Raw genomic sequence first — 24184 nt, forward strand, 5'->3', positions numbered from 1 at the left:
ATACCCTCCCTTTCGTATCTTCACTTATAGTTCAACTCTGCTTGTAGCAGAGGAAAACCCCAATCCAATCCAATCCAATCCAATCCAATCCCTAATCGCAATTGAGTTAACCTTTAACAGCACCGATCATAATGCCCTTAACGAAGAAGCGCTGAAAGAACGGATACACGATTAGAATCGGCATTACGACAATCATGGTCACGGTCATCCGTACCGAGGTCGGTGTCTGCATATTCGCTACACCAGCGGCCATATCAGGTGAACTGCGGATTAGAGCAGCGAGCGAGCTGGACTCGTTCAAATAACGCCATAACAAGAACTGGAGCGTATAGTACTTCGTATCTGTCATCAAAAACGCCGTATCAATGAAGGAGTTCCACTGATTCACTGCGGAGAAAATCGTAATCGTAGCTAGAATTGGCGTCGTAAGCGGTACAATAATACTCCAGAACACTCGCATGTAACCCGCACCATCCATAGATGCCGACTCCTCAAGCGAAGGTGGAATGGCTTCAACGAAGGTTTTGACTAGAATAATATTGAATGGCGTAATAATCGTAGGCAAAATATAAGCCAGATAATTATTGGTCAGATGCAAATTGTGCATTGTGATGTACCAAGGAATTAGACCTGCGCTAAAATACATCGTAACTACAACACTGCGGTACCAAATACTCCGGCCCCACATTTCCTTTTTAGTGAACAAGTAACCTAAAAAAGCTGACGACCCTACAGTAAGTAGCGTCCCGACAACTGTTCTATATACAGAGACTGTTGCCGCATGTCCTAGACCGCTAATTTTTAGAACCTTGCTATAGTTATCGAAATGAATCTGTCTTGGATAAAATTTGATATACCCTGCTGCGCTAAGATCGTTCGAGCTGATCGTGTTGATAAACAAGTAGTAGAATGGATAGATGCATGAGAGGGTGAACAATCCAAAGAGCGTATAGATAATTATCTGGAAGATAAGTTCTCCAGTTGTTAGTTTTTTCTTTCTCAAATGGGATCACCCCTGACTTAAATGATAGATTCGTCACGCACCATCTTAGATAATGTGTTGGCTGCGAACAGTAGAATTACACTGACAACCGATTTCAACATGCTGACGGCTGTGGCAAAAGGAAAGTTGTTAGCAAACGCGATATTGTATACATAAAGATCCAGCACCTCAATGGAATCTTTATTCATAGCATTTTGAAAGGCAAAATATTGCTCCATACCGTTATTGACTAGGTTACCTATGGATAACAGCAGCAGTACAAAAAAGGTTGGGATCAGACCTGGAATGGTAATATGCCAGATTTTGCGGAACCGACTTGCACCATCCACCTCAACAGCTTCATACAATTCCTGATCAATGCCAGCAATTGCAGCAAGATAAAGAATGGCTCCCCAGCCTAACGATTTCCACCAGTACCATAGGATCATAGTGACCCAGATATTTGAGCTGGAAGCTAGTAAATTATAGCCTTCATCCACTATTCCAAGCTGCACCAGAATGTGAGTGATGACACCGTTATCTACTGAGAACAACGAGAATGCCAATGCATATACCAGAATCCAGCTGATAAAGTTCGGGATCGTGGTTAGCGTCTGCACCATCTTGCGATACCAGCCTGACTTAATCTCGGTCAACATAATGGCAAAGAACACTGGAAATATGGACGTAATTAATCCAAGTGAACTCATGGCAAGTGTGTTCTTCAGCACGCGTAGAACCTCTGCGGTTTGTGTCGGATTGGATACAATCGTCTTAAACCATTTCAGCCCGACATACGGCGTGTCTGACAAGGGTATTCCGGGAATGAAATCATAAAAGGCATAAATCCATCCGCTGATCGGCAGATAATAGAAAATAAAGGTGACAACAAGAAATGGAAAAGCCATGAAGAACAATTTATGTTTGTTCTTCATCTTCCAGCGGGATCGATGAACCGGATCTACGCCGGGAAGCAGTTCGCCAGCAGGTACCCCCATATCGGAATCTCCTATATCCAGATTTTGATTACGCTTTCAGAATATCAGAACCTGAGCTTCTGGCGAGATAGAGCACAGAACGTCCTCTCTGGAGAACCGTCAGATGCTAGTGAACCAAATTCGCAGCACAATCGACCATTTTCTACCTGCCCTGTGGGACAAAATACGAGCCAATTCATACCAATAAGAGCCATATCGTGATTTCATCAGCACCTTCCTTGCCTCAGACTCCCCCTCTTTCAGCATTTCCACCATGTTCGCTCTCCGTGTCAACAAAAAAAGCAGCCCCCGATAGGTTGCTGCTGCATTACTTTAAAACCCTAGTTTGTTAACACCAAATACCCACTGTACGCATACTGAAGTCCGTACTGCATCACGATAGCCTAATGCCCAGACGTCCGGACATCCCCCTCCGCAGAGGCATCCATCTTCTGACGTCCCATATAAAACGAAGCCAATAATGCTAACGCTGCGGGAATCACCGCCCAAACAAAAGTATTTACAATGGAAGAGGATAACCCAGCTGTAATCTTACCCAGAATCTCAGGTGGAATTAGCGCCCTAGTCTCCGGTGAAAGCAAGGCATGCGGGTCTTTAAAATCCATAGCTCCCGCAGGAGCCGCTCCTCCTCCATTAGCCGAGAGTAGCTTGGTAAGACTGCCGGAGAAATAATGACTTTGAATGATACCGAAGGTGGTAATGCCTATGGTCATGCCCAGTGAACGAATGAAATTCAGCGTTGCGCTGGCTGAGCCACGTTGCTGTGCGGTCAATCCATGAATAGATGCCGTACTTAGCACTGAGAATGAAGCACCAATCCCAAGTCCAATTAAGATCATATACAATGTAACCAGCAATCGCGAAGCCTCCGGCGTAAGTGTCGCTACAAGACCAGTACCGATCACCAGAAGTGCGAATGTAGGAATGAGCAGGCTGCGGTAACTGGTTTTTGACATCAGAAATCCGCCCATCGTAGCTGTAACCACGGAGCCAACCATCATTGGCAGCAATACAAGTCCTGAATTTGTAGCTGATCCGCCCAATACCCCTTGAATAAAGATCGGAATATACACAGAAGCCACAATAAAGGCTGCACCGCTAAATAGTGCACAGATAATGCTCACCGCGTATAATCTTTTTTTGAACAAAGCAAAGGAAATAATCGGTTCTTTCGCTCTAGTCTCTACAACAAGAAACACAGCTGCAAGGATGGCAAAGGCTGCAAATAAACCTAGAATCATGGACGAATTCCAAGCATACTCTTTCCCGCCTAGCTCCAGCGCAAACATTAAGCAAATGACTGAACCAAGCAGCGTACCCGCGCCCAACCAGTCAATAGGCTGTTTAGAATGTTCATGCGATTCTTTATAAAAGAATACGACCATCGCAAAAGCCAACAGTCCAAGGGGTAAGTTAATATAAAATATCCACTGCCAAGCAATATGATCGGTAATATACGCCCCCAGTAATGGACCAAATATACTCGACAATCCAAATACTGCACCGAATGCCCCGCCCAGCTTACCCCGGGTCTCCAGAGGTACAGCATCAAACATGATTGCAAAGGCGATTGGCACCAGCGCACCACCACCAATGCCTTGAATAGCCCGGTATGCAGCTAACTGAGTTATTGTGTCAGCCGTTCCACAGAGAGCCGAACCTACCATAAATACGATAATTCCAAAAATAAAAAACTTCTTGCGGCCATACATATCGGAGAGCTTGCCGAAAATGGGCATACCCGCCATCTCGGCTACGAGATAAGCTGATGTGACCCAGACAAATTTGTCCATTCCGCCAAGCTCTCCAACAATATTCCCCATCGCTGTAGCAACAATAGTGCTGTCCATGGAAGCCATCAGAATTCCTAATAGGAGACCTGCGATAACAATGCCCAGATTGGGCGATTTGGCAGCACTCATATGTTCCACTCCTCTTTTTCTCAAAAAATAACTATAAAATTATCTTTAAATCTTCACTTGATGCTTCACTGTTGCGTGCTTATGAACTTCTAGTGTATCTCGGAACTCCACCGTTTCTATTTCACAGTCCGGGCCAATGATTACCTTTTCTCCCCTTACCATACTAGCCCTTGTATTGACCAGATCAATAGCATCGCCCTCGATTAGCCCTGCTTCAAACAGTATTTTCGAAGTTGGCTTCATCATATGAAGCAGTCTCCCAGTTTTACTCTTCTTAATGGTTAAGATACTGCCCCCAACCTCCTTCGCACTACTTGGACCAAACAATTTAATCTCCAAATGCTCAGCACTAAGTAATCCAGCTACGCTTAAGGCACCGGAAATTTGCAATTTTCCCCCTTCACAATCACCCTTCACATCCAGATTTCCGTAGAGATGAAGCTTATCGATTTTTACAGAGGCTGCTTTTATTTCCCCCTGTCCACGCAAGGAATCTCCTTCAAGACCACCCTCTAGCGCAATTTCACCAGTGATTTTCATTTGCTTCATATGCAGATTTCCAGCAATATTGGCATTTCCAGTCAGACTCATCTTCTCGCAATTCACATCTCCGGCGAATTTGCATTCTCCAGTGATCTTAACATCTTTGAAAGAACCCCCGGCTGAAGACGTCGTTCCAATTATTTTCAGATTATCATTCACAGGACCTTCTCCACCTTTCCAACCTTCGCTTCAGGATGCACCGTAATTTGTTCGCGATACTCTACCCTTCCGAGTGTACAGCCTGGGCCAATAATGACAATATTCCCTCTGATGATATCCGCAGTTGTAAATTCTATATCTATAAAATCTCCCTCGATCGTTCGTGTACATAGCTCCGGTCGAAGTTTAGGGATGATTCCACTGAACATCTTACTCCAAAACCCATTATTTACTTGCCGTATCATTAAGCTCTCCACACCAATTTCATTAGCTTTCGCCTGACTCTGCAGTTTGAAGTCCACATGACCGGCACTGAGTAAACCACCAACATTAAAGCTTCCTTCACCTACGAAATCCTCAAGATCACAATCCCCTTTGATTGTCATCATTCCGTTAAGGGTGCAGCTTTCACCTCGAAAACTCTTACCTACAGTAAGAACCCCATCCACCTTTAGGGTGCCAAATTGCAAATTGCCTATCACTTTAATGACCCCGTTGCATTCTGCTTCTTCTGCTGTGAGATCATCATTCAAATTCATATGCCCATTTCCTTTAAACATTCGTGCCACAACCGGCCCCACTACTTTACCTACACCATCCATGTTTACGTTGTTGTAAGTACCTCCGGCCCCACCACTAACCCCGTTTATAATCAAATCAGGCAGCTGATGTTTGTCCATTACTCTTCCTCCTATTCAACAAGCTTGTAGGCAAGCTTACCTTTCAATTGTTCGATCAAATCTGCATATGTCATTTTACTGACCAATCTAACCCCTTCATCAAACCATAACTCCGCAGGTGCTTGAGCGATTATGAAGGATGAAACCCCCATTTTACGGACAAAAAACAACTCCCAGCTTCCACTGTCGACCCTTGAAACTTTTTCCTCTAAAGTGCGAAACAGAAGCTCTGCCTCCTCCATACTCATCTCCCCAGCACTAAGAAGGCGGTCTACAGCGAATAAATGAACGAGCCCCTCAAAAGTATATTTGCTTTCATCGCCGAGATTGTCTCCAAATTTCCTCAGCGTCGTTGTCGAAACAATGTTACGTTCTACAATTTCCTTAGCAGTTATACTCACCTTTTCAAAGGATGCCTTATCCGATAGCTTATCAGCCATTTCATCCAAGGACAGCCCATCTTTCATATTCACAATGTTGTGAATCCGCGACAAGATCATCTCTTTAGGAAAAAAAGTCTCTTGCCCAGTGAAGGTAGATTTACGGATAAACCATTCCTCGGGAATTAACTGCTTCCTTTTCCAGCGGTACAATTGCCCATATGAAATACCGGTTAAATCCAGCAGTTGCTTCTTCGAAATCAAATCATCTTCCATATGCGATCACTCCTTGAAAGCATCGTAACATAACACTGTTACGTTGTAAACAAAACACTCCCCCTAAACTTCTCTACCGCAACAAATCATTGCATTAAAGTTTCCCTCCAAGATTTTACGACACAGGCAAAAAGTAAACCTCCGTCTAGAGAAGGATTTCCACTCTTTTACCCGCACTATATTCTTTGATTTAAGCTAGGCTGTTGCTTCACTCCTCATTTAAAACAAAGAAAAGAAAGCCTCCCTAGCCAATACTATGGCATCTTGGAAAGCCTTTCTTTATTTTACTTGCTCTATCTACGAATTTTATTGTTCAAGTCTTTCATAATCTCACTACTGAACAAAAGTATAATGAGCTGAATCATATTGTGGCCCGGATTTCTCATAAGTGAACCAATACTCAATGCTGCTGCCAGCACTTAACCCACTCACCGTCTGTTTCCATGTACCTGAGCTATTGATCATCCGGTAATTAAGCTGTGGCCCCCCGTTAACCTTATAATGCACATCTACATAAAGAGCACTGGTTACAGGTGTAATATAAATGCTCGCTTCTGTTGAAGAAAGTCTCGTTACCCCTGCTGTAAAGTCAGCCGTCACATGATCACCGCCTCCACTGCCTCCAGATGGATTAGTAGTAACCGTTGCGGCATTACTGGCGGATGATAGATTACCCGCTGCATCCGTAGCTTTTACTGTAAACGTATAGGCAGTGCTTGGAGTTAGTCCACTAACAGAAGCTGTAGTTCCCGCCACAGAGGCTACCTGCTGTGTTCCACGATATACGAGATATCCCGTAACACCAACATTGTCAGTTGAAGCAGACCAGCTCAGGTTAACTGCTGTATCCGTCTTGCTGGTTACTGTCAGATTAGTGGGTGCAGTGGGTGCTGTTGTATCTCCAGTATTACCACCACCCGTTAAATATTGACCTGTGAATGGATTAAACCGATGTAGAGATAGAATTAACCAACCCGTGCTGGACACGCAGTTTTGCTGTGCCATAACCCAGTAGCTGTTGCTGGTCCCTTTCAGCGAGTAGGGGATTCCCCCAAGCGAAGGGCCGCTTGTGCCTTGCTTTTTAATAATTTCAGTGTTAATGGCATCTGCTTTGGATACATTGCCTTGCAGATAATAAGCGAGCGACATAAATGCGCTTCCTTCAAACCATACATCAGCACCTGTATTACCAATTTGATTCCCGTTATCGTCATATGCCGGCAAAACTTCGTCTGTCCAATCAAAATCATAGCCGGTGAGCGTATTTCCAGCATCATTGTAAGTAAGCGTCTGCTTGTAACGCGGATTCGCAAGTGTTCCTGGAGTGCCGGAAGCAATTTCCACATAAGTTAAACTTGCACCGTAGTTATGGGTGCCGGATACTCCTAAGGCCAATACTCCCCATGGATTCACGTCTAAAGGAATTTTAGGGTCGATCAGATTCGTATCGTTTTTCCAGCCTCCCTTGAAGCGTTTGACACTGGCATCCCACACATAATCATCCAGGAAGGTTTTAACTCCAGAAGCTGCACTGTTATACGTGGCTGCCTTGGAGGAATCCACCGAAGCATAATACTGCAGCACCCGGTAAATATCGATATTGTGCTCGGTAGAGCTCCAAGGCTCATCAGAGTTACTCCAAGCACTCCATCCTCCAGCAATACTGCCATTTGCCTTTTTATAGGACAAGCTCCAATCGAGCGCTTTGAGCGCCATCGGACGATACCGCGTGTCATTATATTCCTTCTCATAAGCCATAGCAGCCATTGCCATCCATACAACCGGCCCCACATGTTTACGAATTTCTTCTCCGAAGCCATTGTTATACCAATAAGAGTTCAGCCAGAAGCCCGAAGGGTCCTGAATGTCCCGCATTTTGTTCAACACCTGCTCTGCCCGTGTCCGCTCACCTTTTACAATAAAGGCAATGGCTGCAACAGCTTGATCATACGTGTATACAATCTGTTTGGGGTTGTTTGGTCCCCAGAAATCTTCAAAGCTATCTACCAGTCCCTCAAAAGCATACCCCGCTGTTGCATCCTGCTGGGCCTTCAACCAGATTAAAGCACGATTTGAAGCGTCACTTGCAGGATCTGCACTCACTTTTCCACCCATAGGTAGAGCTACTCCAATAACCAGCAGACTTGTCATTAAGATCGAAAACAGCTTCCTCATCTTCATAACTTTCCTCCTCATATTCATGATGAACTGGGCAATGAGAGTTCTTTGAAGCATAATAACTAAAGCGTTTTCAAACAGCAACAGCAGGAACTTTTGAATTCTTTACCATGGTAATTGTCCTCATTTTCAGCCTTTGGGGCCTATTCGTCAACGATTTTCTGTAAAATTTTAACTAAATGAGGCGAAACAACCATAAAGCCCATTTTAGAAACTATACGAAAGACCGCAATTATTTTATTAGTTCGTGTTCACGAAGACAAAACAAAAAGAGCAGACAGCTCCTTGGGTAGGATTCTATCTGCTCTTTATGATTTAATCACTATTCTATTCCGCTTTATCTTCATTAGAAGCTTCGACTGCAGCTGGTTCAGCAGCATCTTCATCGGTTGGCTCTTGAGCTGCTGGAGGTGCGATCCGGACAATCAAAGTGTCCTCAGGCGTCAATACTTCCCAGCCTTCATGCTTCGGAAGATCAGACACCAGCAATTGATCACCAACATCTAGTCCACTGAGATCCACCTCAAAGGATGCCGTTAATTTATCTGGAAGTGTGCGAATATCCAGCTCATGCAATTCAATTTGCTGCACGCCGCCACTCTTCACACCTACTGGATCACCTGTAAAGTGGAATGCCACTTTTGTATCCAATTTAGCCTTCATATCAATTTGTTGAAAATCAATATGCAGCAGTTGTTTGGATACTGGCTGGCGCTGGATTTCTTGGATGACAACGTTCTTTTTACCCGAGTCTGGTAATTCCAAGGTTAATACTGCCCGAGGGTTATTAGCCAAAATCCCGGTAATTGTCTTAGCATCCGCTGTAAAGGACTGGCTATCTGAACCTGCACCGTACACGACTACCGGTACAAAGCCTTTTCTGCGCTGTGAAGAAGTCGAGCCGGATCTTTCTGTCAAACGTACTGTTGTATTCACGATGATTCCTCCTAAGTAGGGATTTTATACTAGACCGATTAGATATGTACGTCTAACCTAACCACTCTCTAATTACCCCATTAACCTGGCTTTGAAACCCTTTAAGACTTTTTGTGCACAGGCAAAAATAAGGTCAAATTGTATTATTATACAATTCAACTTTAATTATTCAAGACTTAGGAGCGAATCGTCATTATGTCTTTGACAGCTATCAGACCAAATGACAAGCTACAAAGTGGTTATTGCCAGCATCCCGGAATTCTGGGATTTCAGACCTGCAAAACTCTTGTGCATAGGGACACCGGGTATGAAATTTACAGCCAGAAGGAGGATTCACTGGGCTCGGAATATCCCCCTTAAGGACAATTCTTTCCCTTTTCAGCTTGGGAATAGGTATTGGAACAGCTGATAGCAATGCCTTGGTATACGGGTGGAGCGGATTCTTAAATAATTCATCTCTAGAAGCCGTCTCCATCATAGATCCCAGATACATAACACCGATTCTTGAACATAAATGCTCAACCACACTCAAATCATGAGAGATAAACAAATAGGTGAGCCCACGGCTCTGCTGCAGCTTACTGAATAAATTAATAATCTGTGCTTGGATGGACACATCCAAGGCCGAGACTGGCTCGTCTGCAATGATTAGCTCAGGATTCAGCACAAGCGCACGCGCGATTCCGATCCGTTGTCGCTGTCCTCCTGAGAATTCATGCGGAAAGCGATCAATATGATAAGAGGATAAACCACATGCCTCAAGCGCCTCAAGCACCCGATCACGAACCTCTGATTTTGAGCATAAGCCATGATCCAGTAAAGCTTCTCCGATAGCATCCCCTATGCGGACCCGAGGGTTAAGTGAGCTATACGGGTCTTGAAAGATTAGCTGCATTTGGGGTCTGATATTTCGCAATTCAGCGGGAGACAAAGAATGAATGTCTATCCCTTTGAATTTGATCTCGCCTGCCGTTTTATCCGTTAGCCGTAATATCGTCCGTCCGACCGTACTCTTTCCGCTCCCGGATTCCCCTACAAGCCCAAACGTCTCCCCTGGCTGAAGCGTGATGCTAATATCATCAACAGCCTTTACATGCCCAACCGTTCGGTTAAGCAATCCCTTAGTGACAGGGAAGTATTTCTTCAGATGATTGACCTCAAGCAGTGCCTCAGGCATGAACAACCGCCTCCTCATACAACCAGCAAGCTACCTTTTGTCTGCTGGCCACTTCTTTAAGCTGGGGCTGCTGGCTGACACATATAGACATGCAATGCTCACAGCGGTCATGAAAATAACAAGAAGGTACCAGTTCAAGCGGATTTGGCACTTGGCCTGGTATGGAATACAGCTCATCCTGCCGCTGATTGATCACGGGCTTCGATTTCAGCAGCCCTTTTGTATACGGGTGTTTAGGATTGTTGAACAATTCAACAACCTCCCCCTCCTCCACAATTTTTCCGGAGTACATAACAATCACGTAATCGGCCATCTCTGCGACTACACCCAGATCATGGGTGATTAATAGAATAGACATACCGGAGTTGTCTTTAATTTCACGAAGCATATCCAGAATTTGTGCTTGAATCGTTACATCCAGCGCCGTTGTCGGTTCATCTGCAATCAATAATTTTGGACTGCAGGCGATAGCAATAGCGATCATAATCCGCTGCAGCATCCCTCCGCTTAATTCATGTGGATAACTATCAGCAATTTGCTCAGGTCGTGATATGCCTACCTGTTTTATTAGTTCAATCGCCCGGACACGCGCCTGCTTCTTATTCATCTTCAAATGCACAATCAACGGCTCCATAATTTGTTCACCGATCTTGATTACAGGATTAAGAGAGGACATAGGTTCCTGAAAAATCATCGCGATCTCATTGCCACGGATGGCTCGCAGTGTGTTTTTGTCCATTTGCAACAAATCTTCACCCTGAAAATCAATTTTGCCATGGGCAACCTTGCCCCCTGGTTCCTCGACAAGACCCATAATGGACATCGCAGTCACGCTTTTACCACAGCCCGACTCTCCGACGATACAGACCGTCTCTCCTTCACGGACACGGAAACTTACATCATCAACGGCTTTCACTTTTCCTTCTTCCGTGAAGAAGTATGTACTTAGACCGTCTATATTCATTAAATCACTCATGTGAGGGTCACCTACCTCTTCTGTTTAGGATCAAGTACGTCTCGGAGTCCGTCACCAAAAATATTGATCGCGATTACTGTCGCGAAGATGGATAGCCCAGGCGGAATCCACAGCCACGGCCGATCCTTGAAGTCGATCATATTATTCGCTGCATCAATCATATTGCCCCAGGTAGGCGTTGGCGGCATAACACCTAGCCCAAAAAAGCTAAGAACCGATTCACTCAGAATAGCGCCACCAATGTTGAGCGTTGCCATAACGATCAGCAGCGGGATAATATTCGGCAGCAAATGGTTAAATAATTTACGCCGATCCCGAAGGCCTAATACTACAGCTGCTTGCATAAACTCACGTTCTCGCAGACTAAGCATTTGCCCCCGTACCATACGCGCCATACCTGGCCAGCTCACAATGCTGAGCATAAGCATAACGATATACATCCGGTAGTCCGTTGGAATCTTCCACTCTGATAATAATGCTCCAAAAATAAAGAGCAGCGGCAAACTCGGAACCGTCAATAAAAGATCCGCAATCCGCATTATGATTTGATCGGCGATTCCGCGGTAATACCCAGCTATGGCTCCCAAAAGAGCCCCGATAAACACCGAAAGAACCATTGATGCCAGTCCTACTGTTAGTGAAATGCGTCCTGCCTGCATCACCCGGGTTAAAATATCTCTGCCCAGCGCGTCAGTGCCAAGCCAATGCTTCATATCAGGTGCCTTGTTCATCAATGCCATATTAATTTTGTTATCCGTATAGGGTGAGAACAGCGGGCCAATAAAACAAAGCGCAAACATAAAGATCACTACCACAAACCCGGATACCGCCAGCTTGTTCTTCAGCAACCTCCGAAGGGATTGCCGGAATAAAGAGGATTTTCCTTTGGTGGTCTGGGGTTTCGAGATACCCGCTACATTACTTTGAACTGCCACGTCAGCTTCCTCCTCTCTATAGCCGAACTCTAGGATCGGCAATCCGGTACAAAACATCCGAAAGCAACGTTCCTATGACGGTAAGTATGGCAATAAACATCGTAAAGCCCATCAGCAAAGGATAATCCCTAAGTCCGAAGGACTGCATATACAGCTGGCCAATCCCAGGCCAATTGAATATTTTTTCAATAATAAGTGATCCGCCAAATAGTGCTGGAAGCTCGAAACCAACCAGTGTAATTGCGGGAAGCAAGGCATTACGTAAGGCGTGTGTAAATAGCACCTTGCGTTCTTTTAAGCCTTTGGCACGGGCGGTACGAATATAATCCTGCTTTAAGACATCGATCATATTGCTTCGAAAATAACGGGTAAGCGATCCTAATCCAAGGAGGGTCATAACAACAACCGGAAGGGTCATATGCGTTACAATCTCCTTAAAATACGCCAGACCCGTAGCATTACTGCCCGTAGTGATTATTCCACCCGGAGGCAGCCACTTCAGATCGACGGCCAGAATTTTAATCAGGAATAAGCCTATAAAAAATGACGGCAGTGACATTGCTGCGAATATAGCGATCATCACGAGAGTATCGAACCATGAATATTGCTTATAAGCTGAAATCACACCAATAATAACTGCAATCACCCACGTCAGAAACGTGGAAACGGCAGCCAGTAGAAAGGAATTCCAAATATAATCATTAAAAAGCTGCAGCACAGGCTTCTGTTGAGCTAAGGAATAACCGAAATCGCCATGCAGCGCATTCTTCATCCAGATTCCATACCGTTCAAGCATCGGCTTGTTCAAGCCGTAGATCTCACGCAGCTCAGCTTTACGTTCTGCAGTCAATTTGATATTTCCAGTTATGAAATCGCCGGGGGTTGATGCATACAGGCAGAAGATCAATAATGATGCCGCAAATAAGATAATGACCATGTACAACAGTCTTTTCGATAAATAAGCGCTCATGACAGACTCCTTATGATTTGTCCCCTGCTCATCAGAGCAGGGGACACTGGATTATTTATTTTAGGCTCCAAGTTGGCAGACTGCCAGCAAGACCGATGAACGGGCTGACCGATAGATTCTCAATACGTCCGTTATAGGCGTATACAGTCTTTTTGTAACTTGTGAAAATAATAGGCAGTTCATCATTGAAGAGCTGGTACAGCTCTTTGTATACTGCTTTGCGTGCTTCAATATCAGTAGTAGCCAAGGCCTTATTGTACAGTTCCAGGAATTTCGGATTGTCATAATCCGTGATTTCTCCATCGAAGAATTGCATAAACCCGTCAGCCGGATCAGTCAACATACTAGTGGAGAAGGATACGAGATCGTAGTCCCCGCCTTCTACCTTAGATACCAAAGAGTTAAAGTCTGCAAAAACCTCAGGCTGGAAATCGATACCCAGTGCTTCAAAATTCTCTTTAGCTACAGCAATGAAAATATCTGTATTTTTGCTCTTAGAGCCGAGGTAGTGAATGGTAAGCGGTTTGCCATCTTTTTCACGGATACCACCCGCGCCTACTGTCCAGCCTGCTTCATCCAGCAATTGTTTTGCTTTTTCCGGATCATATTTGTAAGGATTAATACCTTCCTCCGTGTAAGACCAAGAGATAGGGGATGCCGGGATGTTGGCAATTGAGCCTGCACCTTGCGCTGCATCTACATAAATACTCTGACGATCCAGACCATACACAATGGCTTGACGTACAAGCTTATCCTTGAGCTGTTCATGCTTCAGATTGACTTGCAAATAACCATAGGTACTTGGAGTGTAAGGAATAATATTCACAAAACCGAGCGCTTTCAGCTTCTCGATATTCTCGTCTGTCGCACTAAAAGAAGCGTAGTCTACCTCACCTGTTTCTACGAATTGCCATACATCGCCTTCCGTAGTTTTATAAATGAAATGTTCGGTTTTGGGTTTACCTTTGAAATAATTCTCATTCGCCACAAAACGTACTTCTTGCCCCGGAATAAATTTCTCCAGCTTGTAAGGTCCATCTCCAAGTGGCTTCTCATGCAGCTTCTTGATGTATTCAAGATCTCCAAATTTATAGTCCTTGCCATAGTAAGCTTTCGACAGAACATTCGAGCCGAGCTGTACCAGCGCTGTTGCATTTGGTTGCTCAAGCGTCACTGAGATCGTCTGTAGATCAATCACTTTAATCCCTTCTATTGCTGTAGAAGAACCATCTTTATAGGCTTTGCCGCCTTTAACATTTAGTGATGGGAGCTGTGAGCTACCGTCATACGATTTGTCGTATTGTATCGTCCAAGTAAACGCTACGTCATCCGCTGTCAATGGTGAACCGTCGCTGAATTTCAGATCTTTTCTCAAGTGGAACGTGTATGTAAGCTGATCATCCGAAACATCCCAGCTCTCTGCAAGCTCCGGTGTTGGAACGCCTTTATCGTCTACAGTTACGAGAGAAGCGTATAGCAGTGAAGATACATTGCCATCATAACCACTTTGCTGAAAATACGGAGTAAAAGCTCCGCTTGGGTCCGTTAACCCTACGATAATGGTGTCTGTACGTTTTTGTGCTACTGCTGGAAGTTTGGACAAATCGGTTGCGGTAAAAGGCTCGCTTAGCGCACCCGCAGGAACAGTCTCTGCCGGAGTTGTTGCTTCCACATTGGTTGAATTGGACCCTGCAGCCGCGTTGTTACCAGACGAGGATTCGTTATTACTGTTGTTAGCGCAAGCAGAAAGTAACAGTGAACCCGTAAGCAGTAATGAAGTGATTACAATCGCATTTTTTCTCATGTACCTATCTCCCTTTTCTCTCTAATAGAATAATAACTATAATTCCTACCTGTTAAGTATGAATAACTTCTGATGTTCATTATAGAAAGGTTTTTGAGTTCTGTAAAGAGAGAACTTTAAAAAAATTCTCTATAAACAGAATTAAATGAAAATTAAGACAACTAAAAAAAGCCAAAACCCTCTCTGCATAAGAGAATTCTGACTTTTAGATCGTTATATTTTTTTTGTGAAATGATTATTTTAAATAATCAAATAGCTGCTCATTCATCCGATGAATGCCTTCCAGACGCAGACTGTACCCGGTGACATTCTCCCCTTCAATATAGGCATGAAGCAAACCTGCACAACGAAGATTAAAAATATGATCATGCACAATCCCCTTCGAGATTCCCGCATGCTTAACAATTTCGGTGAATGTTTTGCGACCACCGCTAAGAGCATGGAGAATTTTCAGGCGGCTTTTTTCACCCAGACTACGAATGGCTCTATACATAAAAGGTGAAATTTCCTCGTTCTCCATCGAAATCCAGGCCGCATAATGACAGATTGTTAATTCACCGTAGCAATAGATGATATTAGCAGGCTGAAAATGATACTGTGGAATTAATACAAGCTTCTTAAGCCCATCAGTAGGCATGAAATAGAATCCGTTGGTCGTTTTGTTCACAAAATCAGCAGTATCCAGTTCATTAAGCTCCTTGTTCTTCAAATCCGTATGCTGCTGTAATTTGCTTAGAATCGCAGGATTGCATTGACTAAAGTACTGGCGGTTCCATTCGGAGAGTAAAAATACTACGCGATTACGGTAATCCTCCATATGGCTTGGAAATACCTTTACATATTTTGATAAGGTCTCATATAACTCGCCAACTGTTAACCCTTCAATCCAGTTCAGCACACTGTCTACATCATCCTTGAATGGACAACAGTAAATGAGCAGATTCAACATTTTCCATTCATTGTTTAGTTCAGTTTCCTTCAGACGGGATAATAGTTCCTCACTCAGGGTGCTTTCAATTTCAGTAACCCACGCTACCCCTAGGTCAATCTTCTTATAGGATTTTTTGCAGAGATAAGTATGTAAGCTATTCAATAACTCGTAAATCGATCCAAATTCAACCTCAACTTTGTATTCCACAATGATTCCTCCTGCTAGCGGTTCTTTTCAGTAGTGAGATATTCTCTTAATCTTATTGTATTATCCTGAGAATACGCAAGCTACTTTATAAACGGGAGTGTATAAAAATTCATTGACTGCAGCTTGACTTACTGCTTGAATGAAGAATTTATTTGCATCTCACTTTGATTTTGAGATTGCGAGAGTCTAAAAGGGGATTGCTACTAATATGCGGCAGGACATTACAGTTCGGCTCCATCGGTGAACACATACCCTCACGAAGTTGCTATCGGGCACAGTGGACCTTATAAGCAGTATTCCCCCCAATTTGGGGTTCTATCGGACTCCATAGGCGCAATTGGCATAGAAATCGACTAATTTGTGCTTTTTCCTAAGGAATAGCTGAAATGGAGTCTGAAACTTTACTCAAACGGCTAAAAATTTGCAAATAACGTCATCTGAGTCCGAAAGCTCCAGTGGATGATTATGATAACAGGAATTTTGGGCACGCTGAGGTCTCAAGGATTCCCATGAGTCCGGCTGTCCTGGATATTCCTACCTCAGAGTGCTGGGAATGTCTGGGCCGGCTTGCGTATCCAGCACACTAGGTTGTCCAGATATTCAACCCCTTCCACCTTCTCGGCTCGCCAAAAGTCACTCGATCACGTCTGCCTCCTATCCCCATTCCGCAAAGCCAGACTACTCGCAGAACAAACATTACAAAGCAACTGCCTTTAGTAACATGAGCGCATCATTCACACCAATAATCCTAACTTCCTCGATAAATCCATCTATGGAACGCCATCAAACGTCCAGGGCGAGCAATCAATCTGCTTCGTCCCTCGCTTTTTACAAATCGCAGTAGTAAAATATAGGCAATAACAATATAGGAGTGAAGCCATAAGATGCAAATTCAAAATGGGACAGATCGTTTTTTTGTTGCGAATGACGGTAAGGACCTTGCCGAGATCACATACAGTTTGGATAAAGAGGCTGGGGAATTGGTCATTGACCACACCCGTGTCTCTGAAGAACTGCGCGGGCAAGGTACCGGTGAAGAACTTGTACGGGCTGTTGTAGATAAGGCCCGAAATGAAAATTTAAAAATTGTTCCTGTGTGCTCCTATGCAGCTCATCAATTCGAGAAGCATCCGGAGTATAAGGACGTGCTGAGCGGGAATACAGGCGGACGAGACTGATCTCTCTACCCGTTTCCGTAAAGCTTTATCAACCTATTCGAACTTATTCACTTAGTTCAAATACACTTTAGGAGGAAACGGGTTTGACTACTACTGATACTTTGAGAAATATAGAGGAGTTACAAGAACGCTGTGAGCAATATGACGGAATTTCACTAAAATTGAATTGGGATATGCTTCGCGGCCCATCAAATGTTGGTGATACTGAATGGCTTGTGACCTATGATGACGAACTACTGGTCGGATTCCTAGGTTTGTATGGATTCGGAAGCGAAATGGAAGTTTGCGGTATGGTTCGACCAGGTTACCGTCGACGTGGAATCTTCACCTCCCTGTGGAACCGGGCACAGACGATTATCAAACGGGGCAATGTTGATAGCCTGCTTCTAAATGCTCCCGCCTCCTCAGCTTCCGGAGCTGCGTTCCTGCAAACACTACCTCTTCAGTTCAACCACGCGGAATATCAAATGAAATGGAGCGGAGATTCGGTTGCTTCTTCTGAAGCAAGCTCAGCGACAGGAACTGTGATCTTACGACCTGCTCGTGCAGACGAAGCACCTATCCTCGTAGAGCTGGATTGTGGAGGCTTTGACATGAAGACAGCAGATGCCGCCGAACTTTATGACCTGCAGAAGCAAGAAGATCTGCAAGAGCATATTATGATCGAAATGGACGGACAACCTGTTGGTAAAATGCGACTGTGGACCGAAGATAATGAAACTTGGATATATGGGTTTACCGTCAACAAGAAGCTACGAGGGCTTGGTATTGGTCGAAGCGCACTTCTTCAAACGATCGAACGAGAACGTAAAAACTATAATGGCATTAATCTGGAGGTTGCTCTAGATAATCCTAATGCGCTTAAGCTATATGAAAGCTGTGGCTTTGTCATTCAGAATAAACAGGATTATTACCGCTATATCAGCTAATCCATAGAATTAAAGCCTCCTGTCTAATGGGCGTTCTCGCCTGTAGAGCAGGAGGCTTTCTTATCATCACATGAGTCCAAAGCCTCCAACATTAGCTTCGCCTCTATCACTTTTACGGTTACTGCAGCTTAACGAGCCGTCAGCGAGCACTTCCTGCTCCAGAAATACAGATAACAATCGCACGTAATCCAAAGACTCCTTATACGGGACTGCATTTCCCTTGTAAGTGTATTTACACCCCTCTAGTAAAGAGTAAATTTCCACGGTCTCTGCAGGCTCTCCGTAGGCCGCATAACAAAAGACATTAGTCATATGCAAAAAGCCCGTAACGATATCCTCATTGCCATTCACCATAAATTTCTGAATGTTCAAACTTCGACCATGCTGAGAAGAATTCCAAGCCAATTGAGTAATCATAGAAAGTTCCAGATTCAACTCCGGTACGGGCACATACCACTGCTCGTATAGCATTACCGGAATTTCCTCTAGATGATTGATCGAAACGATACGCATAAGTTCATCAGCTATACTCGTCTTGATATCCCAATATTGAAGTAATGAAGGAAATGCGTCCCCTCTAGGAGGCCATCGACGCTCTAACAGAAATTGAATCGGTGTTTCCCTTCGAACTTCAGGCAACAAACTATAGAAGTCGTTAAGTGTATGCCCTACAGCATATTGAACCTGCTGGCGCCAGCGTGGGAGCCCTGTAGCTGGAGCACCGCTTGATAAATTCTCGGCTCCACCAAGCATAATGTGCTCCACTCGATAATCATGCAACCGTTTATACGATGGCGTATGTAAATTCACTGATTTCTTCATCCAACTTTCCGCTGGCCCGCCCATCCTATGAAGCCACCGTACAAGCTTCGATAAATTGACGACCGAATTGGCGGCAAGCTTCTTTTTCAGCAGCGTTCGGTCCATATTCAATCTTTAGGCTATTCTGTAATATAACAGCCCCGCGTTCCTTTAACTTCTCCACGAATAAGTCCACGGCTCCACAATAAATCGCGTAACCTGTGTCTCCACTGCCAAAAACTGCTGACTTCATAGCGGTCAAATCAAGCTCATCCATCTCCTCATAGAAATCAAGAGCTTCATCCGGCAGCTCTCCATCTCCCCAAGTGTATGCTCCTAACAGAACGCCTTCATATGAATTTATCTCAACCGCATTACATTCAGTGACCGATTTCAAAACGGCTTCACCGCCTGCTTGGCGTATTCCCTCTACAATCAATTCAGCCATTTCCTCAGTGTTCCCAGTTAAACTGGCATACGCCACTAGCACTTTAGTCATCTTTCTGTTCCTCCCATTACTAAACTTAAAATTTAAATGATGTGTGCTTCACCCTCATTCTATTTGATAATGATTATCATTGTCAAATGCTAATAATAAAAGAACGCAAACTCCCGGTTATTCACACGGTTAAGCATGCGTTCGATCCTTATCTTTGCTCAATACTAAATTAGTATGCTCCTTCGAGCAAGGTAATGTGATTACCATCTGGATCGCGGAAATTCATTTCTTTCCCGCCATACGCCATCGTAACCGGTGGCTGACAATCCAGTCCCTTAGCCTTTAACTGCTCGTACGTCTCATCGAGATTATCACAGCTGAATACTAAATTAACAAAGCCAGTCGTGAGCTTTTCCCATTTCGTCTCATCCCAAATGATGATTCCAGGCTGCTTCTTGTCGAATCCAATCTTTGCGCCATCAAAATTGCCGTAGCCTTCGAACGGAATTGGAATCCCTAGCACCTCCGAATAAAATGCAGCCAACGCAGCAGTATCCTTAGTGTAAATGTTAGTACCTTCAAAAGACGAAATCATAATTTGTCCCCTTTCATTCTCAGCATCATAGTGTCAATTTTAACTTGAATTTAGTTTAACAAGGCTAACAGCTCTTGTATTGCAAAATTGCGACATTTTATCTGCCAGCATAGACTAAAGCTTCAAGTGGTGTTCTTCCTGCATATTTCTTGAAACTATTTATGAAATGCGGCTGATGGCTGAATCCATACGAAAAAATAAGATCCTGCATATTCTTCGTCTGCACAGGCTGATGATACATTTCCCGCCATACATTCTGAAATCGCACAAGATCAGCTGTTTTTTTAGGTGATACACCTATGTATTCTTGAAACAGTCTTTCGAGTTGACGTCTGCTTAGATTAGAGCTGGCTTCCAAATCCTCAGCGGTTACGACACCCTTTTGTTTAATTAGGGTATAAACGGCATTCATCATCCGATCGTTAGTCCGGCCTCCACGCTCAAGACGCTGAAACAGATAAGCCTCAGCTGCCGCTATTCTTTCATCCATAGAGTTTGCTTGTTCCAGCAATAGTCCAAGCTCTCTTTTAAACGTACTAAAGTAATGGTCTACATCCACAAATGCATTCAAGACATCCCGCAGATGGTCATCCGCAAAAAAATGAACAGCCCAGAAATGAAATCGGATACCGAAACGTGAAATCAACCCTTCCCCCCTGTCTGAAGGCACCTCAAATGGAGCATCATTGATGCCAGAAAAAACGGATGTTGTTATCCCTGTTGATTCATCTAAATCCCAAATAATGTCCATGCATGTATCCGGAATAATCGTTTCATTTCGAGGTTCGTAACAAGATATCTTGTCCACTAAGGGAACTGATACATCCGTACGAATACGTGGTGCAACAGAGCCCCAGAAACAGCGAATATACGGCTGCAAAGCTTGGTTGGGTAGATATTCACTGGTTTGGGCTGGATTTGCAGTTATCGGGAAATATAGAGGTGCGAGATTGAACATAAGCTGCTGTTCTCCGATCGGTAAAATTGAAAGCACTCTGGATTCTGATCATACACAATCGCTGCTTGATCTGCCAGAATAACAGCAGTCAGCATGGAAATATTATACACATTATCTTCATTGAATAAAATAAACAGTGCATTAGACCTGTACGTATTTTGTTTGTAGCTATATGGTGAAATGTTGTACAATAAAGGCTAAATGAATTTTTGAAGGATGGATTAAAAAATGTATATAGCTAGCGACTGGAAAGACTATGAAGTAATTGACACTGGCGGTGGAGAAAAGCTTGAACGTTGGGGTGACATTATCCTGCGCCGTCCTGATCCGCAAATTATATGGCCACTCTCCAATGAGACCGCGAAATGGCGTGATGTACATGGTCATTATCACCGTTCCTCGGCTGGTGGTGGACAATGGGAAATGAAAAAAACGATTCCGGACGATTGGAAGATTAGTTACGGAAAATTAAAATTCCACCTGCGTCCTACGAATTTCAAGCATACAGGGCTATTCCCTGAACAAGCGGCCAACTGGAGCTGGATGATGGACAAGATTGCGGCTGCTAACCGTCCGATCTCAGTACTGAATCTATTTGCTTACACTGGTGGAGCTACTGTAGCCGCAGCAAGTGCCGGCGCTTCTGTTGTGCACGTGGATGCAGCTAAAGGAATGGTGCAATGGGCCAAAGAAAATGTCCAGCTGTCCGGCCTGGGTGATCGTCCAGTTCGCTACATCACGGATGACGTATTCAAATTCGTACAACGTGAACAACGTCGTGGTAGTAAGTATGATGCGATTATAATGGACCCGCCTTCCTATGGAAGAGGACCTGGCGGAGAAATGTGGAAACTGGAATCCAGCTTATATCCTTTCCTTGAGAGCTGTATGCAAATCATGAGCGACAAACCTTTGTTTATGCTAATCAATTCATACACCACTGGGATTTCTCCAACTGTCCTACGTAATATGTTGTCGATGACCATGGGTAAACGTTATGGTGGGAAGCTCACCTCCGGTGAAATCGGTCTTCCGATCACTTCCTCCGGCATGAACCTGCCATGCGGTATTCTGGGACGCTGGGAGGCGTAAGCCATGACACAGCATTTGACCGGCAGCAACGAGCCGCTGGACGGCATGTCGAAGCGCTTTGAAGTGTTATACGAAGATAATCATCTTCTAGGCATAGTGAAGCCCGTGAATATTCCTGTTCAGGAGGATGCTACTGGAGATCCTGATCTGCTCAACCTGCTCAAAGAAGATGTGAAGGAACGCTTTAACAAACCTGGCAATGTCTATATGGGGCTAGTCCACCGCCTGGATCGTCCGGTTGGGGGTGCAATGATCTTTGCCAAGACATCAAAAGCAGCATCAAGACTATCCGAGTGTGTCAGAACTCACAGCTTTCATAAGGTGTACTTAACGGTCGTGCACGGTAAACCACCAGCATCTCATGGCCGTCTTACCGATACGCTGCTTAAAGACGCCAAGAGCAATACCGTCACCGTAGTCCGGAAAGGAACACCCGGCGGTAAGGAAGCCATTCTGGATTACACGCTGCTTGGCAGCGCAGAGGGCTACAGCTTGCTCAAGATCGATTTACTAACTGGTCGTTCTCACCAAATTCGAGTACAGCTCAGCTCCATCGGCTGCCCGTTATACGGTGATCAGAAGTATGGTGCTTCAGTGAACAGACCTGGACAGCAAATTGCACTGTGGTCTGCACTTGTAGGCTTTCCCCACCCTGTTACTAAAGAAGAAGTAGAACTCATTTCTCTTCCGCCACAAACCTATCCTTGGGATCTGTGGTCGCGGGAAATACTAAAAAAAGAGCTTTCTTAAAACAGCCCTTTCTTGCAATTTAAAACAGGCAGTGATTGTCCATTAACCGGAGAATCGCTGCCTGTTTTTTTTAGATCTACGGTGGGTTGATTGAACCCAGTAGCTGCATTCTGTACACTTATTCACAATAAAAAAGCAGTCAATCGAATTTAAGTGTATACTTTACAATTAAAAACTGGATAAACCTCCCAAAAGTAAAGGTAACCTTGCGTTTAGATGTATAAAATACAGTTATATCTATTAGGCAGAATGAATAGCGAATTATAGCTGTACGAAATACAACTAAGTATTTCTAAATGCCTACTTCGTGCCTCTAAACGCTACTTCCTTCATTTCTCTAAATACTCTAATAAGATATTTATAGGTTTGTCATCCCATATCTGGACCTCAATATATCGTTCAGGTCCCTTGTCACCGCTGGTATTCCATTCCTGCGGCATACCAAATTGTTCTATTACACGGACGATCTCGTCCTTGGTATACACTTGATTGCGATAAGGTTTACCATCTTTATATCTCATTGTAGGAAACAAATCCCCGTAGGTGAAGCTGATACCCTCAGCATTAAATTGATCAACGGAAAGCTGCAGGCTTTTAGCTTCTGGATACCAGTCTAATAACCACGGGCACTCTCCTAGTGTCATATAATGTGGGCAAGCTCGCGATGGCTTTCCACCTTTTTGAATAAATAATTCTCTAGCTTTTGCTTCAAGGCTCCGTCGAATATCAAGATAATCTTGCGAACGTTTACTTGCAAAGCTTCTATTCTGGTGTCGTAGATCATTCAGAATTTGTTCTGCTTCTTGTGGTGGTAAATCAGATAAATTCTGAAATGGACCGGTAGCTTCATCGTAATAATGATACAACAAAGCTAGCTTATTCACGGCGTAGAACCTTCCGGCGTAGCTGTAACTACCATTTTTCCCATTAAATAAAGTAGTAACTGTTGGTTATGAGAGGAAATCGGATCAAGCGCTTCTGCAAAAAAATCACTGCGGATCTTCAAACCACGTACAGTCTCTTGCGTTCCAATCTCGGTTATACTCACCCATACAATACGGCGGTCCGCAGCATCTCTCTCCCGAATGATAAGCCCATTTTTCTCCATCCGATCAAGTAACATAGTAACCGCTGCAGGACTGGTCGCCAGATGTGGAGCCAGATCAGAAGGCTTCATGGCATCACGTTCCTGAAGCAGTTCAAGTACTGTGAGCTGGGCATCCGTTAGCGATGGGGCAAGATTACTGTCCATATGTAGTTTGTAATCTTTCAAAATTTTATGCCATATTTTACTGAATTCAGAAGCGTGCACACTTATTCCTTCCTTTCCTCGCGGTTCTATCCGGTATAACTACATTTTCGCGAAACAAATTCCATTTCCTGCAAGT

Annotated in this window: 25 protein-coding genes; 4 read left to right on the top strand and 21 right to left on the bottom strand. The window is 44.1% G+C overall.

Annotated elements, in window-relative coordinates:
* Positions 1-106 precede the first annotated feature (106 nt).
* The 15 genes from NST74_RS19660 to NST74_RS19730 form a co-directional block, all read right to left on the bottom strand.
* Entirely contained in the window at positions 107-1003 is an 897-nt protein-coding gene (locus tag NST74_RS19660; protein ID WP_341113981.1) for a carbohydrate ABC transporter permease, read from the bottom strand.
* 17 nt (positions 1004-1020) lie between these two features.
* The gene (locus NST74_RS19665; RefSeq protein ID WP_042129405.1) at positions 1021-1980 is read right to left on the bottom strand and encodes an ABC transporter permease; all 960 of its coding nucleotides are present in this window, start codon (positions 1978-1980) and stop codon (positions 1021-1023) included.
* Between the two features lie 99 nt (positions 1981-2079).
* The gene (locus NST74_RS19670) at positions 2080-2256 is read right to left on the bottom strand and encodes a hypothetical protein (RefSeq protein ID WP_341113983.1); all 177 of its coding nucleotides are present in this window, start codon (positions 2254-2256) and stop codon (positions 2080-2082) included.
* Positions 2257-2363: 107 nt separating this feature from the next.
* On the bottom strand, positions 2364-3902 hold the full coding sequence (locus NST74_RS19675; protein WP_341113984.1) for an MDR family MFS transporter: 1539 nt from the start codon (positions 3900-3902) through the stop codon (positions 2364-2366).
* A gap of 45 nt (positions 3903-3947) precedes the next feature.
* Positions 3948-4604 (bottom strand): hypothetical protein, encoded by a 657-nt coding sequence (locus NST74_RS19680; RefSeq protein WP_341113985.1) that lies wholly within the window; start codon positions 4602-4604, stop codon positions 3948-3950.
* Positions 4601-5284 (bottom strand): hypothetical protein, encoded by a 684-nt coding sequence (locus tag NST74_RS19685; protein WP_341113986.1) that lies wholly within the window; start codon positions 5282-5284, stop codon positions 4601-4603. Before NST74_RS19685 ends, NST74_RS19680 begins: the two co-directional genes overlap by 4 nt.
* An 11-nt stretch (positions 5285-5295) precedes the next feature.
* Positions 5296-5940, bottom strand: a complete 645-nt coding sequence (locus NST74_RS19690) for a YhbD family protein (RefSeq protein WP_339287373.1) — start codon at positions 5938-5940, stop codon at positions 5296-5298.
* Positions 5941-6273: 333 nt separating this feature from the next.
* Positions 6274-8121: a fibronectin type III domain-containing protein gene (locus tag NST74_RS19695; protein WP_341113989.1), complete on the bottom strand. Its 1848-nt coding sequence runs from the start codon at positions 8119-8121 to the stop codon at positions 6274-6276.
* 324 nt (positions 8122-8445) lie between these two features.
* A complete protein-coding gene (locus NST74_RS19700; RefSeq protein WP_341113991.1) occupies positions 8446-9054 on the bottom strand; it encodes a 50S ribosomal protein L25 in 609 nt (202 codons plus the stop codon).
* 211 nt (positions 9055-9265) lie between these two features.
* Positions 9266-10231, bottom strand: a complete 966-nt coding sequence (locus tag NST74_RS19705; protein ID WP_341113993.1) for an ABC transporter ATP-binding protein — start codon at positions 10229-10231, stop codon at positions 9266-9268.
* A complete protein-coding gene (locus NST74_RS19710) occupies positions 10224-11207 on the bottom strand; it encodes an ABC transporter ATP-binding protein (RefSeq protein ID WP_341113996.1) in 984 nt (327 codons plus the stop codon). The genes NST74_RS19705 and NST74_RS19710 overlap by 8 nt, the downstream gene beginning before the upstream one ends.
* An 11-nt stretch (positions 11208-11218) precedes the next feature.
* Positions 11219-12142 (bottom strand): oligopeptide ABC transporter permease, encoded by a 924-nt coding sequence (gene opp4C, locus NST74_RS19715; protein WP_156113156.1) that lies wholly within the window; start codon positions 12140-12142, stop codon positions 11219-11221.
* Between the two features lie 16 nt (positions 12143-12158).
* A complete protein-coding gene (locus NST74_RS19720) occupies positions 12159-13112 on the bottom strand; it encodes an ABC transporter permease (RefSeq protein WP_339242616.1) in 954 nt (317 codons plus the stop codon).
* A 55-nt stretch (positions 13113-13167) separates the two neighbouring features.
* Entirely contained in the window at positions 13168-14916 is a 1749-nt protein-coding gene (locus NST74_RS19725; protein ID WP_341113998.1) for an ABC transporter substrate-binding protein, read from the bottom strand.
* A gap of 235 nt (positions 14917-15151) precedes the next feature.
* Positions 15152-16054, bottom strand: a complete 903-nt coding sequence (locus NST74_RS19730; protein ID WP_341113999.1) for an ArsR/SmtB family transcription factor — start codon at positions 16052-16054, stop codon at positions 15152-15154.
* Between the two features lie 884 nt (positions 16055-16938).
* Between NST74_RS19730 and NST74_RS19735 the strand changes: the two genes are divergently transcribed.
* The gene (locus tag NST74_RS19735; protein WP_339287380.1) at positions 16939-17232 is read left to right on the top strand and encodes a GNAT family N-acetyltransferase; all 294 of its coding nucleotides are present in this window, start codon (positions 16939-16941) and stop codon (positions 17230-17232) included.
* 83 nt (positions 17233-17315) lie between these two features.
* Positions 17316-18161: a GNAT family N-acetyltransferase gene (locus NST74_RS19740; protein ID WP_341114002.1), complete on the top strand. Its 846-nt coding sequence runs from the start codon at positions 17316-17318 to the stop codon at positions 18159-18161.
* A gap of 66 nt (positions 18162-18227) precedes the next feature.
* On the opposite strand, the gene NST74_RS19745 is transcribed toward NST74_RS19740, so the two are convergent.
* From NST74_RS19745 to NST74_RS19760, 4 genes are all read right to left on the bottom strand, one after another.
* Positions 18228-19007 carry a hypothetical protein gene (locus tag NST74_RS19745; protein WP_341114003.1) on the bottom strand — a complete coding sequence of 260 codons (780 nt, stop codon included), beginning with the start codon at positions 19005-19007 and terminating at the stop codon, positions 18228-18230.
* A 1-nt stretch (position 19008) separates the two neighbouring features.
* Positions 19009-19461: a flavodoxin gene (locus tag NST74_RS19750; protein WP_341114005.1), complete on the bottom strand. Its 453-nt coding sequence runs from the start codon at positions 19459-19461 to the stop codon at positions 19009-19011.
* Positions 19462-19630: 169 nt separating this feature from the next.
* Complete coding sequence (locus NST74_RS19755; protein ID WP_042190035.1) at positions 19631-19996, bottom strand: VOC family protein; 366 nt, start codon at positions 19994-19996, stop codon at positions 19631-19633.
* A gap of 97 nt (positions 19997-20093) precedes the next feature.
* Complete coding sequence (locus NST74_RS19760) at positions 20094-20990, bottom strand: helix-turn-helix domain-containing protein (protein ID WP_341114007.1); 897 nt, start codon at positions 20988-20990, stop codon at positions 20094-20096.
* Positions 20991-21182: 192 nt separating this feature from the next.
* On the opposite strand from NST74_RS19760, the gene NST74_RS19765 reads away from it, so the two are divergent.
* Complete coding sequence (locus NST74_RS19765) at positions 21183-22046, top strand: class I SAM-dependent methyltransferase (protein WP_042129425.1); 864 nt, start codon at positions 21183-21185, stop codon at positions 22044-22046.
* 3 nt (positions 22047-22049) lie between these two features.
* Complete coding sequence (locus NST74_RS19770; RefSeq protein ID WP_341114008.1) at positions 22050-22796, top strand: RluA family pseudouridine synthase; 747 nt, start codon at positions 22050-22052, stop codon at positions 22794-22796.
* Positions 22797-23125: 329 nt separating this feature from the next.
* On the opposite strand, the gene NST74_RS19775 is transcribed toward NST74_RS19770, so the two are convergent.
* Both NST74_RS19775 and NST74_RS19780 read right to left on the bottom strand, forming a co-directional pair.
* Positions 23126-23680 (bottom strand): hypothetical protein, encoded by a 555-nt coding sequence (locus NST74_RS19775; protein WP_341114009.1) that lies wholly within the window; start codon positions 23678-23680, stop codon positions 23126-23128.
* Complete coding sequence (locus tag NST74_RS19780) at positions 23677-24108, bottom strand: MarR family winged helix-turn-helix transcriptional regulator (protein WP_042129426.1); 432 nt, start codon at positions 24106-24108, stop codon at positions 23677-23679. The genes NST74_RS19775 and NST74_RS19780 overlap by 4 nt, the downstream gene beginning before the upstream one ends.
* Positions 24109-24184 lie beyond the last annotated feature (76 nt).

This window comes from Paenibacillus sp. FSL F4-0125 (assembly GCF_038008565.1).
GTDB lineage: Bacteria > Bacillota > Bacilli > Paenibacillales > Paenibacillaceae > Paenibacillus_AQ.